This window comes from Pseudomonas sp. GR 6-02, from assembly GCF_001655615.1.
In the GTDB taxonomy this organism is placed as follows: domain Bacteria; phylum Pseudomonadota; class Gammaproteobacteria; order Pseudomonadales; family Pseudomonadaceae; genus Aquipseudomonas.
In genome coordinates this window covers 5,838,346-5,852,060 of sequence record NZ_CP011567.1, presented here as the reverse complement: position 1 = coordinate 5,852,060, position 13,715 = coordinate 5,838,346, and the positions used below count along the sequence as shown (strand labels likewise).

Here is a 13,715-nt window from a genome sequence, read left to right as displayed (position 1 = left end):
GCCGAGGATTATACCTGAGCTATGACCTCACGCGCCAGTTGAGGTCGGGTTTGATGCGCAAACATTGCGGCTTAAAAGGTCGCGCAGTTGATTTTTCTCTTCGGCACTCAACTCACTTTGACGCGCTTTTCGAAGAAGTTGTTCCAGATTTCGCTCGCGTTGGCGGGCTGACAAGCTAGTAATGGTGTCGAAAAACTGTTGTTCAAGGTTATCTCCATCAATCAGCCATTCCTTTTCTGCCAGCGCTTTCAGCAGTCGGCCCTGTTCAGTGCCGTGCCAACGCGCAATCAGTTGAAATGAGTTTAGCTTGGGATTCTTCTGTACGGCTTCGAGCAGGGCGACCAGCAGTTGCGTGTTAGTGTGGTCTTCGGCCGCAAAGTGCCCGGCATCCTCGACTTTTTCGGCCAATTGCGGGTGATGCAGCAACGTGCGCAAGGCGGCCAGGGTGGGTGGCTCCACAGCAGCCGGTACCCGTGGCGCGCGCGGTTGATCGCGATCGCCGCCACGTTTGCCGTTCTTGTCCCACGGCTTTTTGTCCCATTTCTTGCCGCCTGCGCCGGTTTTTTTCGGCGTCCACTCCTGCTGCGGCACATACATCTCTTGCACCTGCGGCTGATGGTAGTCGCTGTAATCGGGCATGGCGTCGTAATCAATGCCCGGGTCGTAAGCCGGTGGTGCTTCCTGAGGTGCGCTTTGCACCAGTTGACTCACGGCTTCGCCGCTGAGCCCGGTAATTTCGGTCAGGCGCTGGCGCATCAGAATGCGTAGGTTGGCGCCCGGAACCTTGTCGATCAGTGGCGCGGCGAGGGTAGCCATGTGGGCCTTGCCTTCAAGCGAGCGCGGGTCCGATTCCTCGGTCAGCTGTTGGAAAAAATAATCGGCCAATGGCTGTGCATGCTGATTGATCCGCGCGCGGAAGGCGTCAGTGCCTTCGGAGCGGACCAGTGTGTCCGGGTCTTCGCCTTCGGGCAGGAATAGAAAGCGTGCACGCCGTCCGTCCTGCAGGCTCGGCAACGTCGCTTCCAGTGCACGCCAGGCAGCGTTGCGGCCGGCCTGGTCGCCGTCGAAGCAGAACAGTACGTTGGGTACGACGCGAAACAGTCGCTTCAAGTGCTCTTCGCTGGTGGCGGTGCCCAGGGTTGCCACAGCATTGCGCAGGCCTTGCTGGGCGAGGGCGATGACGTCCATGTAGCCTTCGACGACGATGATTTCGTCGAGGTTGCGGTTGTTCTTGCGCGCTTCGTAAAGGCCATAGAGTTCCTGGCCCTTATGGAAAACCGGGGTTTCCGGTGAGTTCAGGTATTTCGGCTTGTCGTCGCCCAGTACCCGGCCGCCGAAGGCGATGATGCGCCCGCGACTGTCACGGATCGGGAACATCACGCGATCGCGGAAGCGGTCATAGCGCTTGCCGGTTTCGGCGTTCTCCACCAGCAGGCCGGCATCGATCATGGCCTTTTGCTGCAGGGTGTCGCTGCTCAGATGCTTGAACAGATTATCCCAGCCGGGCGGAGCGAATCCGAGGCCGAAATCCCGAGCAATTTCGCCGGTCAATCCACGACCTTTCAAGTAATCCACGGCCGCTTTGCGCGCCGGATGGCTTTTCAGGGCCTGGCGGTAAAAATCGGCGGCAGCGGTGAGCAGCGGATACAGCGGCGAATCGGTGGGCTGCCGCGGTTTGTGCGGTCGGCCGCTTTCTTCGCGGGGGATTTCCATGCCGGCGGCTTTGGCCAGTTCTTCGACTGCCTGGGGGAAGTCCAGGTTGTCGTGGTCCATGATGAAGCCGAGGGCGTTACCGCCAGCGCCGCAACCGAAGCAGTAATAGAACTGTTTGTCGGGGCTGACGCTGAAGGAGGGGGTTTTCTCTTTGTGAAACGGGCAGCAGGCAGTGTAGTTCTTGCCGGCCTTTTTCATTTGCAGGCGCGAGCTGACCACATCGACGATGTCGGTGCGGTTCAGAAGGTCGTCAATGAAGCTCTGGGGAATTAGCCCGGCCATGGCGTTCTCGTCATCTGCGCTGAAATGGACCCGAAACGAAGTGCGGCCGAACGCAGGTCGTTGTTTGAGGCGCGCAGGGTGTGCGGCTCGACCGGTGTCGTCTGCGTAATCGCTGTCGGGAAGTGTATCTGCCGAAAATCCACTGACGTTAGTACCAATCAGCATTCGACTATTCGAAAGTGTTTCGCTGAGTCCGGCGACGGCCAATCTATGGCCTCGGATAGCTCAATAAGCGGGCACGCAAGAAGGTGCCTTGGGCTGATCGTCGTGAGAGGAATCAGTGGGTGTGCTCGTCAGTAGCCTTGAAAGGCTCGTCAGAAAAGACGTGCACCGCTGGCAAAAGAGCCAGGTCTGACGCTGTGAAGCAGGTTTGTCTCGGTCGCGTCTGCGGCTTTGACGGTGAAGCATCAAGCGTTGTCCGCAAATGCCATTAGCCCGGCTGAGGGCCGGGCTTGGCAGAAGCTTGCTACGATCGTCTGTGTATTAGTACAGACGAACGGCGCGGCGCTGTTCGCGCTGTACTTTCTTGGCGTGACGCTTAACAGCGGCTGCTGCTTTGCGCTTACGCTCAGAAGTAGGCTTCTCGTAAAATTCGCGGCTACGAACTTCAGCCAGTACACCGGCTTTTTCGCAGGAGCGCTTGAAACGACGCAGAGCTACGTCGAAGGGTTCGTTCTCTTTAACTTTGACGGCTGGCATCCAGAGCTACCTTCATTCATTACCGGGGTCAACATCCTCGCGGCAAAAGAGCACTTGAAGACGTCGGTTTTTAAGGGTTGCGGATGTTAACCCCTCATCGCTCGGAATGCAAAGCCTCTGATCGAAAACCGCTGGTCGGGGCATCACGCGACGACTATTATGCGCGCCTTCGAATTCAGCCTCTACAAGGCGCAAACCCATGCTAGTACTGGGATTAGAAACCTCTTGCGACGAAACCGGTGTCGCACTTTACGACAGTGAACGCGGGTTGTTGGCCGATGCGCTGTTCAGTCAGATCGACCTGCATCGCGCTTATGGCGGCGTTGTGCCGGAGCTGGCTTCGCGCGATCACGTCAAACGCATGCTGCCCTTGATCCGTCAGGTGCTGGCGGAGGCCGACTGCGTGCCGACCGAGATCGACGCCATCGCTTATACCGCCGGCCCCGGCCTGGTCGGAGCCCTGCTGGTAGGGGCTTCCTGCGCGCAGGCGCTGGCTTTTGCCTGGGGTATCCCGGCACTGGGCGTGCACCACATGGAAGGTCACTTGCTGGCGCCGATGCTGGAGCCGCAGCCACCGGAGTTCCCGTTCGTCGCTTTGTTGGTCTCGGGCGGTCATACGCAGCTGGTTCAGGTCGATGGGATCGGTCAGTACACGCTCTTGGGCGAGACCCTCGACGATGCCGCCGGTGAAGCGTTCGACAAAACTGCAAAAATGATGGGCCTCAATTACCCGGGCGGTCCGGAGATCGCTCGTCTGGCGGCGCAAGGCGTTGACGGACGTTTCGTCTTCCCGCGTCCGATGTGTGATCGCCCGGGCCTGGCGTTTAGCTTCAGCGGTTTGAAAACCTTCGCCTTGAACACCTGGCAGCAATGCGTCAGCGCCGGGGACGACGGCGAGCAAGCCCGTTGCGACATCTCGCTGGCGTTCCAGCAGGCCGTGGTGGAGACTTTGACCATCAAGTGCAAGCGTGCCCTGAAACAGGCTGGCATGAAGCGTCTGGTGATCGCTGGCGGCGTCAGCGCCAACAAGGCGTTGCGTACGTCACTGGAAAAAATGCTCGGCGACATGAGGGGCGATGTGTTTTATGCCCGTCCGGAGTTCTGCACCGACAACGGTGCGATGATTGCGTTTGCCGGCTGCCAGCGCTTGCGGGCCGGTCAGCACGAAAGCCTGGCAATCAGCGTGCAGGCGCGCTGGCCGATGGAGCAGTTGTCGGCGCTGTGATGAGTGGCGCTCACGTGCGGTATTTAAAAATGCCGTTCGCGCCCGGCAAACAGGTCGCGTAGATTGCCGCGATGACGCCAGACGATCAGCCCCGTGAGTGCGCTCATAGGCAGCAGTGCCGCCGGTTCTTGCCAGGCGAGCAGCGGCAGGGTCAGGGGTGTGGCAATCAGGGCGGCGAGTGAGCTGGTGCGGGTCAGGTAGAACGTCAACAGCCAGGCACAGACCGCCAGCAGCGCAGCGGGTGGATAGAGCCCCAGCAGCATGCCGGCCGCGGTGGCGACACCCTTGCCGCCGCGAAAGCGGAAGTACAGTGGAAACAGGTGACCGATGACGGCGAAGACGCCGATCCAGGCCTGTTCCTGCAGTGAAAGGCCCATTGCACCTGCGACCAGCACTGGCAGCAGGCCTTTGCAGAGGTCGCCGAGCAAGGTCAGGATGGCGAGTTTTTTGCCGGCCAGACGAAACATATTGGTGGCACCGGCATTGCCCGAGCCACTCATTCGCGGATCGGGGTTACCGGTCAGGCGGCTGAGCAAAATGGCGAAGGACAGAGAGCCGAGCAGGTAGGCGAAAATCGCCAGTGACCAAAACATGCTAACTATTCCGGGCGAGGACGCCCTGATTCTAACGGCGCATTGCGCCCTTGTCGTGCAGCGGAGAGAAGTGCTTGGACAGAGTGTTTATCGAGGGCCTGGAAGTCGACACCGTGATTGGTGCCTACGACTGGGAACGAGGCATCCGACAGTGTCTGCGACTTGATCTGAGCTTCGCCTGGGACAATCGTCCGGCCGCTGCTGGTGATGACCTGACCCTGGCGCTTGACTACGCGAGCGTTTCGTCACGCATCCAGGCTTTTGCCGAGCAGGCGCAGTTCCAGCTGGTCGAGACGTTTGCCGAGCGTCTGACAGAAGTGCTGATGAGTGAGTTCAAGATCACCTGGATGCACCTCAAGCTGACCAAGCCAGGTGCCGTTCCGGCGGCCAAGGGCGTGGGTGTGGAGATCGAGCGCGGATGTCGCTGACTCAGGTGTACCTCGGGCTCGGTAGCAATATCGAGCGCGAATCCCATTTGCAGGCTGGCCTGGACGCCCTGGCGGGTTTCCTGGTGGATATGCGCTGCTCGGCGGTGTTCGAAAGCCAGCCGGTGGGGATCAAGAGCGGGCCGTTTTTCAACTTTGTGGTCTCGGCCTATACCGATCTACCGTTGATGGAGCTGGATCGACGGCTGAAATTCATCGAGGCGGATAACGGCCGTTACGCGCCGGACCGCAAGGGCTTGCCGCTGGATATCGACGTGCTGCTGTTCGGCGATCTGGTGGGCAATTTCGATGGGTTGGTGTTGCCGCGGGCAGAGATTCTGAAAAACGCCTTCGTGCTGTGGCCGTTGTCGCTGATTGCGCCGGACAGAGTGCATCCGGGTGTAGGCAAAAGCTTTGCGACCTTGTGGAGCGAGGCGCGGATCGATCAGGTGTTGGCGCCGGTGGCTTTTGAGTGGCGCGGTGAGCAGTTGACCCCTTCCGATATGCTGTAAAGCAAAAGATCGCAGCCTGCGGCAACTTCTACGCCGATCTCTGTAGGAGTTGCCGCAGGCTGCGATCTTTTGCCCTTGCTTATGCTTTTTCTTTGTAGGCCTTCAGCGCCTTGAGCCGCTCGCGCTTGATCGCCTCGCCCAATTCCGGCCCCTTGAATCCCTTCTCCAGCAACGGCTGAACCGCCACGCTTCGCGCTGCAGTCGCCGCACCGCGCAAATAATCCGCCTGTGGATAACTTCGCTGCTCCAGGCCTTTGCGCCCTCGAGCGTCCATCTCGCACGCCGCAATAAACTCCTCAAAGCGCTGAGGTCGACGATAGACGTCGAAACTCTGCAGCAACTCCAGCAGGGTCGACGGTTTCAGCTCCAGAGCCCGGTGGCCATGGGTGTGATACTCGCCCACCAGCAGTGCCAATTCCTGACAATCCTTCGGTGCCTTGAAGCGCTCGTTGATCGCTTTGATCAGCTTCAGGCCTTTGTGCTCGTGGGCGATGTGGCGGGGCCATTCCTCCTCGGGCGTCAGTCCTTTGCCCAAGTCGTGCAGCAGGCAGGCCCAGCGCACGGTCAGCGGTTGTTTGTGCTGTGCCGCTTGCTCCAGCACGCTCAGGGTATGCACGCCTGTGTCGATTTCCGGGTGATGGGCCTCGGGTTGCGGTACACCGAACAGCGCATCGACTTCCGGCATCAGCACTTTGAGCGCACCGCACTCGCGCAGCACCTGGATGAACACCTGGGGTTGGTCTTCCATCAGCGCACGGGCGATTTCTTTCCAGCTGCGTTCCGCGGTCAGTGCCTCCAGTTCACCCGATTCGCTGAGTTGCCTCATCAGCGCCAGTGTCTCGGGGGCGACGGTGAAGCCCAGTCCTGCATAACGCGCGGCGAAGCGGGCAACGCGCAGAACGCGGAGCGGATCTTCGGCGAACGCGGGGGAAACGTGACGAAGCAGGCGAGCCTCGAGATCCCGCTGGCCATGGTAGGGGTCGGTCAGGTTCTGCTGATCGTCTTCGGCCATGGCGTTGATCGTCAGGTCACGACGAATCAGGTCTTCTTCGAGCGTGACTTCGGGGCTGGCGTGAAAGGTGAAGCCGCCGTAACCGCGCCCGCTTTTGCGTTCGGTGCGGGCGAGGGCGTATTCCTCACCGCTTTTGGGGTGAAGAAATACCGGAAAATCCGCACCCACCGGGCGAAAGCCCTTGGCGAGCATTTCTTCGGTGGTGGCGCCTACCACGACCCAGTCGATATCGGTGACAGGCCTGCCCAGCAGGCGATCGCGTACCGCACCACCGACTTTATAAATCTGCATAAAAAACCTCCGTTAGCCCGACAGAATAACCTTTGCGTCGAACTTCCGGAGGCCGAAACAGGATCAAAGATGAATGACAGCCAAGTCTAGCCGGCCGTAGTCTCCCTCGCCGTGTTCGCTTCTGGGTGGAACATGGTGGGTTTTCACCACCTGATCCCCTTGCAGGGTTTCCAGGTGAATGTCGAAGCCCCAGAGCCGATGCAGGTGCTTGAGCACTTCCTCGGTGGAATCGCCGAGCGGCTTGCGGTCGTGCTGCTGGTGACGCAGGGTCAGCGAGCGGTCCCCGCGCCGGTCGATGCTGTAGATCTGGATGTTGGGTTCGCGATTGCCCAGGTTGTATTGCGCCGCCAGGGTTTCGCGGATGGTTCGATAGCCCTCTTCGTCGTGGATCGCCGGAACCAGCAGATCATCCTTTTGGTCGTCATCGAGGATGCTGAACAGCTTCAGGTCGCGGATCACCTTGGGTGACAGGTACTGCAGGATGAAGCTCTCGTCCTTGAAGCTGCTCATGGCGAATTTGATGCTGGACAGCCAGTCTGTGCCGGCGATTTCCGGGAACCAGCGGTAGTCCTCTTCGGTAGGCTGTTCGCATATCCGCCGGATATCGCGATACATGGCAAAACCGAGGGTGTAGGGGTTGATTCCGCTGTAGTAGGGACTGTCGAAGCCCGGCTGGAACACCACGCTGGTATGGGACGTCAGGAACTCCATCATGAAGCCATCGGTGACCAGGCCTTCGTCATACAAGTCGTTCATCAAGGTGTAGTGCCAGAAGGTGGCCCAGCCTTCGTTCATCACCTGTGTCTGGCGCTGTGGATAAAAATACTGGGCGATCTTGCGCACGATCCGCACGATTTCACGTTGCCATGGCTCCAGCAGCGGGGCGTGTTTTTCGATGAAATACAGGATGTTTTCCTGAGGCTCGGCGGGGAAGCGTGCGTTGTCCTTGTCGCTGAATTTGTCCGCGCCTTTTGGAATGGTCCGCCACAAATCGTTGATCTGCTTTTGCAGATGTTCTTCCCGATCCTTCTGCCGACGGCGTTCTTCTTCGGCGGAAATCGGATAAGGGCGTTTGTAACGGTCGACCCCGTAATTCATCAGCGCATGGCAGGAATCGAGCAAGTCCTCTACCGCGTCGATACCGTGGCGTTCTTCGCACTGCATGATGTACTGCTTGGCGAACACCAGGTAATCGATGATCGAGCTGGCGTCGGTCCAGGTGCGGAACAGGTAATTGCCCTTGAAGAAGCTGTTATGGCCATAGCAGGCGTGAGCCACCACCAGGGCCTGCATGCAGATGGTGTTTTCTTCCATCAGATAGGCGATGCAAGGGTCCGAGTTGATCACAATCTCGTAGGCCAGCCCCATCTGGCCGCGGCTGTAGGATTTTTCGGTACTCAGGAAGTGTTTGCCATAGGACCAATGGTGATAACCCAGGGGCATGCCCACAGAGGCGTAGGCGTCCATCATCTGTTCGGCAGTGATGACTTCGATCTGGTTGGGGTAGGTATCGAGCGCATAGCGGGCCGCGAGACGACTGATTTCGCGGTCGTAGGCCTGGATCAGCTCGAACGTCCATTCGGAGCCGGTGGAAATGGGTTGGCGCTTTTGCTCTTTGGCGGTCATGTCACTAACCTGCGCTGGAAGAGTTCACGGAAGACCGGATAGATATCCCCGGCCGAGACCAGTTGCTGCTGGGCAAAAGTGTCAGAGAAGGCTTCGGCGATGCGTTCGTACTCGAACCACAGGGCCTGGTGTTCGCGCGGGGTAATCTCTACATAAGTGTAGTACTGCACGAACGGCATGATCTGATTGATCAGAATGTCGCGGCAGATCGGCGAGTCGTCGTTCCAGTTATCGCCGTCGGACGCCTGGGCGGCATAGATATTCCACTCATTGCTCGGATAACGCTCGGCCATGATCTCCTGCATCAGTTTAAGGGCGCTGGAAACGATGGTACCGCCGGTTTCCCGGGAGTAGAAAAACTCCTCCTCATCCACTTCGCGGGCACTGGTGTGGTGGCGGATGAACACGACGTCGATTTTGTCGTAGTTCCGCTTGAGGAACAGGTACAGCAGGATGAAGAAGCGCTTGGCGATGTCCTTGGTCGCTTGGGTCATGGAGCCGGACACGTCCATCAGGCAGAACATCACTGCTTTGGAGCTCGGGTTCGGCTGTTTGATCAACAGGTTGTACTTGAGGTCAAAGGTGTCGAGAAATGGCACTCGGTGAATGCGCGCACTGAGCTTCTCGATTTCCGCTTCGAGTTCCTGGATGTCGCCGAAGTTGTCCGGCTCCTCCCGTCTAAGCCGGGCGAGCTCCTCTTTGACTTCGCGCAGTTTTGCCCGGCTGCTGCCGGACAGGGCGATTCGCCGGGCATGGGCCGAGCGCAGCGTACGGATAATGTTGATCCGTGACGGGTTGCCCTCGTTGCTGATGCCCGCGCGTACGGTCTTGAAGGTGTCGGTGCCGGTCAGGTGACGTTTGACCAGGTTAGGCAGTTCAAGGTCCTCGAACATGAATTCGAGGAATTCTTCCTGGGTGATCTGGAAGACGAACTCGTCCATCCCTTCACCCGAGTTACCGGCCTTACCGGGGCCTCTGCCGCCGCCACCTCCGGGCGGACGGGCAATGTGCTCGCCGCTGGTGAACTCCTTGTTGCCCGGGTGCACGATGGTCTGCTTGCCGCCCCGGCCATGGTGAAGCACCGGCTCGTCGATGTCGCGGCCGGGAATGCTGATTTGCTCGCCGTGTTCCATATCGGTAATGGAACGCCGGCCTACCGCCTCTTCGACGGCCTTTTTGATGTGATCACGGTAGCGCCGCAGAAACCGCTGACGGTTTACCGTGCTCTTGTTCTTGCCATTGAGACGTCGGTCGATCACATAGCTCATGACTGCTCCTTAGAAGCTGTCCTGAAAGGGGCGAGCGGTTATGCAGCATCGACCTGTGCCGAGGGATGTTCACGCTCCCCCAAGCGCTTCTGGATGCTGCCTGAACCTCGTTACCGACTTTCGAACACCTCCCAGAGGTCTGTGTAACAGAAAATGCGTACACAGGCCTCTGGCTAACGACAACCGGTCTGACCGGCAGCGGGTTACTGTGATTTTCTGACCCGCAAGTACCACTCGGACAGCAGTCGTACCTGTTTGTCGGTGTAGCCCCGCTCGACCATCCGTGTGACGAAGTCGTTGTGCTTCTGCTGGTCCTCTTTGCTGGCCTTGGCGTTGAAGCTGATGACCGGCAGAAGGTCCTCGGTGTTGGAGAACATTTTCTTCTCGATGACCACCCGCAGTTTTTCGTAGCTGAGCCAGGTTGGGTTCTTGCCGTTGTTGTTGGCACGGGCGCGCAGTACGAAGTTGACGATTTCGTTGCGGAAATCCTTCGGATTGCTGATGCCGGCCGGTTTCTCGATTTTCTCCAGTTCCTCGTTCAGGGCTACGCGGTTGAGGATCTCGCCGGTTTCCGGATCGCGGTATTCCTGATCCTGAATCCAGAAGTCGGCGTACAGCACATAGCGATCGAAGATGTTCTGGCCGTACTCGCTGTAAGACTCGAGATAGGCAGTCTGGATCTCCTTGCCGATGAACTCGATGTAACGCGGCGCCAGGTACTCTTTCAGGAAGCGCAGATAGCGTTCGCGGGTCTCGGCCTGGAATTGTTCCTGTTCGATCTGCTGTTCCAGCACGTAGAGCAGATGCACCGGGTTGGCGGCGATTTCGTGCGGATCGAAGTTGAAGACCTTCGACAGGATCTTGAAGGCGAAGCGGGTCGACAGACCGTTCATGCCTTCGTCGACACCTGCAGCATCGCGGTATTCCTGGATCGACTTGGCCTTCGGATCGGTGTCCTTGAGGTTTTCGCCGTCATACACGCGCATCTTGGAGTAGATGTTGGAGTTTTCCGGCTCTTTAAGGCGCGAGAGCACGGTGAACTGAGCGAGCATTTTCAGCGTGTCGGGTGCGCAATGGGCCTTGGCCAGAGAGCTGTTGAACAGCAGCTTGTCGTAGATCTTCACCTCGTCGCTGACGCGCAGGCAATACGGCACTTTGACGATATAGATCCGGTCGATGAAGGCTTCGTTGTTCTTGTTGTTCCGGAAAGTGTGCCATTCCGATTCGTTGGAGTGGGCCAGCAGAATCCCGGTGAACGGAATTGCCCCCAAGCCTTCGGTGCTGTTGTAGTTGCCTTCCTGAGTGGCCGTCAGCAATGGGTGCAGCACCTTGATCGGTGCCTTGAACATTTCGACGAATTCCATCAGGCCCTGGTTGGCCCGGCACAGCGCGCCCGAATAGCTGTAGGCATCGGCGTCGTTCTGCGGGAACTCTTCCAGTTTGCGAATATCGACCTTGCCCACCAGTGCCGAGATGTCCTGGTTGTTTTCATCGCCCGGCTCGGTTTTCGCAACTGCAATCTGGTTGAGGATCGACGGGTAGAGTTTCACCACGCGGAACTGGCTGATGTCGCCGCCGAATTCGGCCAGGCGCTTGGTGGCCCATGGCGACATGATGGTGTTGAGGTAGCGCCGGGGAATGCCGAAGTCTTCCTCGAGGATCGCGCCATCTTCAGTGGCGTTGAACAGACCCAGGGGCGACTCGAAAACCGGCGAGCCCTTGATTGCGTAAAAGGGCACTTTCTCGATCAGCTGTTTGAGCTTTTCGGCCAAAGATGACTTACCGCCACCGACTGGGCCAAGCAGGTAGAGGATCTGTTTCTTTTCTTCCAGACCCTGAGCGGCATGGCGGAAATACGACACGATCTGGTCGATGCATTCTTCCATCCCGTGGAAGTCTTCAAAGGCCGGATAGCGGCGGATCACCTTGTTGGAAAAGATGCGCGACAGCCTCGAGTTGGTTGAGGTGTCGAGCAGTTCCGGTTCGCCGATGGCCAGCAATAGACGCTCGGCCGCGGAAACGTAGGCGCTGCGGTCCTTTTTGCACAGTTCAAGATACTCTTGCAGCGAGAGTTCTTCCTGGCGCGTGGACTCGAAGCGTTGTTGGAAGTGGCTAAAGATACTCATGACGTCACCTCGCTCGATACGTGGAGCCGACGCCGGATCACTCAGTCGATGCTGGCAGCAACCGAACAGGCAGTTGCTGTTTACCCCCCAGAACTCTTCCGGAGCTGACTACTCCGAAAGCTACTCCCGATGACCCGTGCGCCGGTGTACCGGCTCTCCCCTGTTTTGGATGGCCTGCGCTTAAGGATAGTTGGGAATTTGGGAGGTAAAGGCAAGATACGTAATTAGTTGTGGCAGACCGTTCGTCTGTAATCGCGCGAGCCCACGGGGGCCGGGGCTTGCGCATTACAAAATAATTATTCGGAAGTGCCTTGCGCCGTTTCCGAAGGATAGGTCGTACGCCACAGCTCAAAACCGCCGTCCATGCTGTAGACGTCGGAAAAGCCCTGGCTGATCAGATAAGCAGCTGCGCCCTGGCTGGAATTTCCGTGATAGCAGACCACTACCGTTGGCGCATCCAGATCGGCGCCCTGGATGAAAGCATGCAGAGAATGGTTGTCCAGATGCTTCGAACCGGTGATGTGCAGCGCGGCAAATGTTGCCGGGTCGCGGACATCGACCACCACCGCGCCTTGTTCGCGCAGGGCCTGGGCCTGTTCTGGGGGGATACGTTTGAATTCGCTCATGGCGGGCTCCTGTGGCTCGGCTGAAAGCGCAGTCTAGCGCGGGGCGCTGGCTGACGTTTGTTCGGGAATAGAGGTGGCGACTGCCGGTCGAAGGTGGCCATGGGCGTCGCATTTGCATTGCAGGCGCTCAAAGGTGTCGACATTCATCAGGGTCATGGCACCACCCCAGACGCAACCGCTGTCGAGGGCAAAGAGCCCCGGTTCGTTGCACTGGCCTTCGAGCGCCGCCCAATGGCCGAAGATGATCTTCAGGCCTTTGGTTTTACGCTCCTTGTGCGCGAACCACGGTGCATAGCCCGGCGGTGCGGTGTCGATGCCTTCCTTGCCCTTGAGGTCGAGTTTGCCGTCGCTGGTGCAAAAACGCATCCGGGTGAAATAGTTGGTGATGACTCGCAGGCGGGCGGCGCCTTTGAGGTCGCTATTCCATTTCACCGGCTCGTTGCCGTACATGCCGTCAAGGTAAGGCGCGAAGCGGTTGTCATCGTGCAGGGCTTCTTCGACTTCGGTGGCGCACTTCAAGGCTTTGCGCAGCGACCATTGCGGCGGGATACCAGCATGGACCAGGGCGATATCGCGTTGTTCATCGTAGTGCATGAGCTTTTGCTGGCGAACCCACTCCAGCAGGTCCGCGCTATCGGGTGCTTCGAGGATCTCACGCAAGGTATCGGCTTTCTTCAGGCGCTCGATGTTTTGCCCGACGGCCAGCAAGTGCAGGTCATGGTTGCCGAGTACGCATACCAGCGACTCGCGGATGCCATAGAGGAAGCGCAGGGTTTCCAGCGACTGTGGGCCACGGTTGACGAGATCACCCACCAGCCACAGGCGATCTCGGGCAGGGTCGAAGGCCACTTGCTCGAGCAGGCATTTGAGCGGTTCAAGGCAACCTTGCACATCACCGACGGCATACGTCGCCATCAGTGCAACGCCCCGGGAACCGCCAGACGGAACGGCGCGATGATGGCGTCGAAGTGCTTACCGTCTTCGGCGAGCATCTGGTAGGTGCCCTGCATCGTGCCGACCTTGGATGTCATGACGGTGCCGCTGCTGTACGTGTGGCTCTTGCCCACCTCGATCAACGGCTGCTGGCCGACGACGCCCGCACCGCGAACCTCCTCGACATGGCCATCACCGTCGGTGATGACCCAATGCCGTGAAAGCAGTCTGGCGGGTAGCAGGCCATTGTTTTGCACGGTGATGGTGTAGGCGAAGGCAAAGCGGTCTTGCTCGGGTTGCGATTGTTCTGCCAGATAGCGGGTGACGACGCTGACGTCGACCTGGTAACGAGGATCGGACATGCAAAAGGCCTTAGAAACGAAG

The 13,715-nt window shown here is 58.8% G+C and carries 13 protein-coding genes; 3 read left to right on the top strand and 10 right to left on the bottom strand.

The window, feature by feature from the left end; all coding sequences use genetic code 11:
* Positions 1 to 27 precede the first annotated feature (27 nt).
* Together dnaG and rpsU are read right to left on the bottom strand one after the other, a co-directional pair.
* Complete coding sequence (gene dnaG, locus PGR6_RS26035) at positions 28 to 1,995, bottom strand: DNA primase (RefSeq protein ID WP_064620770.1); 1,968 nt, start codon at positions 1,993 to 1,995, stop codon at positions 28 to 30.
* A gap of 483 nt (positions 1,996 to 2,478) precedes the next feature.
* Positions 2,479 to 2,694 (bottom strand): 30S ribosomal protein S21, encoded by a 216-nt coding sequence (gene rpsU / locus PGR6_RS29740; protein ID WP_002551877.1) that lies wholly within the window; start codon positions 2,692 to 2,694, stop codon positions 2,479 to 2,481.
* Between the two features lie 199 nt (positions 2,695 to 2,893).
* Here rpsU and tsaD point away from each other — a divergent pair, with 199 nt between their 5' ends.
* On the top strand, positions 2,894 to 3,919 hold the full coding sequence (tsaD, locus tag PGR6_RS26025; protein ID WP_018928841.1) for a tRNA (adenosine(37)-N6)-threonylcarbamoyltransferase complex transferase subunit TsaD: 1,026 nt from the start codon (positions 2,894 to 2,896) through the stop codon (positions 3,917 to 3,919).
* Between the two features lie 23 nt (positions 3,920 to 3,942).
* Here tsaD and plsY read toward each other — a convergent pair whose 3' ends face one another.
* Complete coding sequence (plsY, locus tag PGR6_RS26020; protein ID WP_018928842.1) at positions 3,943 to 4,512, bottom strand: glycerol-3-phosphate 1-O-acyltransferase PlsY; 570 nt, start codon at positions 4,510 to 4,512, stop codon at positions 3,943 to 3,945.
* 74 nt (positions 4,513 to 4,586) lie between these two features.
* On the opposite strand from plsY, the gene folB reads away from it, so the two are divergent.
* Complete coding sequence (gene folB, locus PGR6_RS26015; RefSeq protein WP_018928843.1) at positions 4,587 to 4,940, top strand: dihydroneopterin aldolase; 354 nt, start codon at positions 4,587 to 4,589, stop codon at positions 4,938 to 4,940.
* Entirely contained in the window at positions 4,931 to 5,449 is a 519-nt protein-coding gene (gene folK, locus PGR6_RS26010; RefSeq protein ID WP_018928844.1) for a 2-amino-4-hydroxy-6-hydroxymethyldihydropteridine diphosphokinase, read from the top strand. Before folB ends, folK begins: the two co-directional genes overlap by 10 nt.
* Positions 5,450 to 5,528: 79 nt before the next feature.
* On the opposite strand, the gene PGR6_RS26005 is transcribed toward folK, so the two are convergent.
* The 7 genes from PGR6_RS26005 to apaG all read right to left on the bottom strand — a co-directional run bounded on the left by PGR6_RS26005 (position 5,529) and on the right by apaG (position 13,693).
* Positions 5,529 to 6,752, bottom strand: coding sequence for a multifunctional CCA addition/repair protein (locus tag PGR6_RS26005; protein ID WP_018928845.1), 1,224 nt, complete (start codon positions 6,750 to 6,752; stop codon positions 5,529 to 5,531).
* 63 nt (positions 6,753 to 6,815) lie between these two features.
* Positions 6,816 to 8,378 (bottom strand): SpoVR family protein, encoded by a 1,563-nt coding sequence (locus PGR6_RS26000; RefSeq protein ID WP_018928846.1) that lies wholly within the window; start codon positions 8,376 to 8,378, stop codon positions 6,816 to 6,818.
* On the bottom strand, positions 8,375 to 9,646 hold the full coding sequence (locus PGR6_RS25995; protein WP_018928847.1) for a YeaH/YhbH family protein: 1,272 nt from the start codon (positions 9,644 to 9,646) through the stop codon (positions 8,375 to 8,377). The genes PGR6_RS26000 and PGR6_RS25995 overlap by 4 nt, the downstream gene beginning before the upstream one ends.
* Before the next feature lie 203 nt (positions 9,647 to 9,849).
* Positions 9,850 to 11,772, bottom strand: coding sequence for a PrkA family serine protein kinase (locus PGR6_RS25990; RefSeq protein ID WP_007904259.1), 1,923 nt, complete (start codon positions 11,770 to 11,772; stop codon positions 9,850 to 9,852).
* Positions 11,773 to 12,068: 296 nt separating this feature from the next.
* A complete protein-coding gene (glpE, locus tag PGR6_RS25985) occupies positions 12,069 to 12,398 on the bottom strand; it encodes a thiosulfate sulfurtransferase GlpE (RefSeq protein ID WP_018928848.1) in 330 nt (109 codons plus the stop codon).
* A gap of 33 nt (positions 12,399 to 12,431) precedes the next feature.
* Positions 12,432 to 13,313, bottom strand: a complete 882-nt coding sequence (locus PGR6_RS25980; protein ID WP_064620767.1) for a symmetrical bis(5'-nucleosyl)-tetraphosphatase — start codon at positions 13,311 to 13,313, stop codon at positions 12,432 to 12,434.
* Positions 13,313 to 13,693 carry a Co2+/Mg2+ efflux protein ApaG gene (apaG, locus tag PGR6_RS25975; protein WP_018928850.1) on the bottom strand — a complete coding sequence of 127 codons (381 nt, stop codon included), beginning with the start codon at positions 13,691 to 13,693 and terminating at the stop codon, positions 13,313 to 13,315. The genes PGR6_RS25980 and apaG overlap by 1 nt, the downstream gene beginning before the upstream one ends.
* Positions 13,694 to 13,715: the final 22 nt, after the last annotated feature.

What these genes read in the sequence shown, in the direction of transcription:
- dnaG (WP_064620770.1), bottom strand. Translation starts at nt 1,995, where the DNA reads ATGGCCGGGCTAATTCCCCAGAGCTTCATTGACGACCTTCTGAACCGC.
- rpsU (WP_002551877.1), bottom strand. Translation starts at nt 2,694, where the DNA reads ATGCCAGCCGTCAAAGTTAAAGAGAACGAACCCTTCGACGTAGCTCTG.
- tsaD (WP_018928841.1), top strand. Translation starts at nt 2,894, where the DNA reads ATGCTAGTACTGGGATTAGAAACCTCTTGCGACGAAACCGGTGTCGCA.
- plsY (WP_018928842.1), bottom strand. Translation starts at nt 4,512, where the DNA reads ATGTTTTGGTCACTGGCGATTTTCGCCTACCTGCTCGGCTCTCTGTCC.
- folK (WP_018928844.1), top strand. Translation starts at nt 4,931, where the DNA reads ATGTCGCTGACTCAGGTGTACCTCGGGCTCGGTAGCAATATCGAGCGC.
- PGR6_RS26005 (WP_018928845.1), bottom strand. Translation starts at nt 6,752, where the DNA reads ATGCAGATTTATAAAGTCGGTGGTGCGGTACGCGATCGCCTGCTGGGC.
- PGR6_RS26000 (WP_018928846.1), bottom strand. Translation starts at nt 8,378, where the DNA reads ATGACCGCCAAAGAGCAAAAGCGCCAACCCATTTCCACCGGCTCCGAA.
- PGR6_RS25995 (WP_018928847.1), bottom strand. Translation starts at nt 9,646, where the DNA reads ATGAGCTATGTGATCGACCGACGTCTCAATGGCAAGAACAAGAGCACG.
- PGR6_RS25990 (WP_007904259.1), bottom strand. Translation starts at nt 11,772, where the DNA reads ATGAGTATCTTTAGCCACTTCCAACAACGCTTCGAGTCCACGCGCCAG.
- glpE (WP_018928848.1), bottom strand. Translation starts at nt 12,398, where the DNA reads ATGAGCGAATTCAAACGTATCCCCCCAGAACAGGCCCAGGCCCTGCGC.
- PGR6_RS25980 (WP_064620767.1), bottom strand. Translation starts at nt 13,313, where the DNA reads ATGGCGACGTATGCCGTCGGTGATGTGCAAGGTTGCCTTGAACCGCTC.
- apaG (WP_018928850.1), bottom strand. Translation starts at nt 13,693, where the DNA reads ATGTCCGATCCTCGTTACCAGGTCGACGTCAGCGTCGTCACCCGCTAT.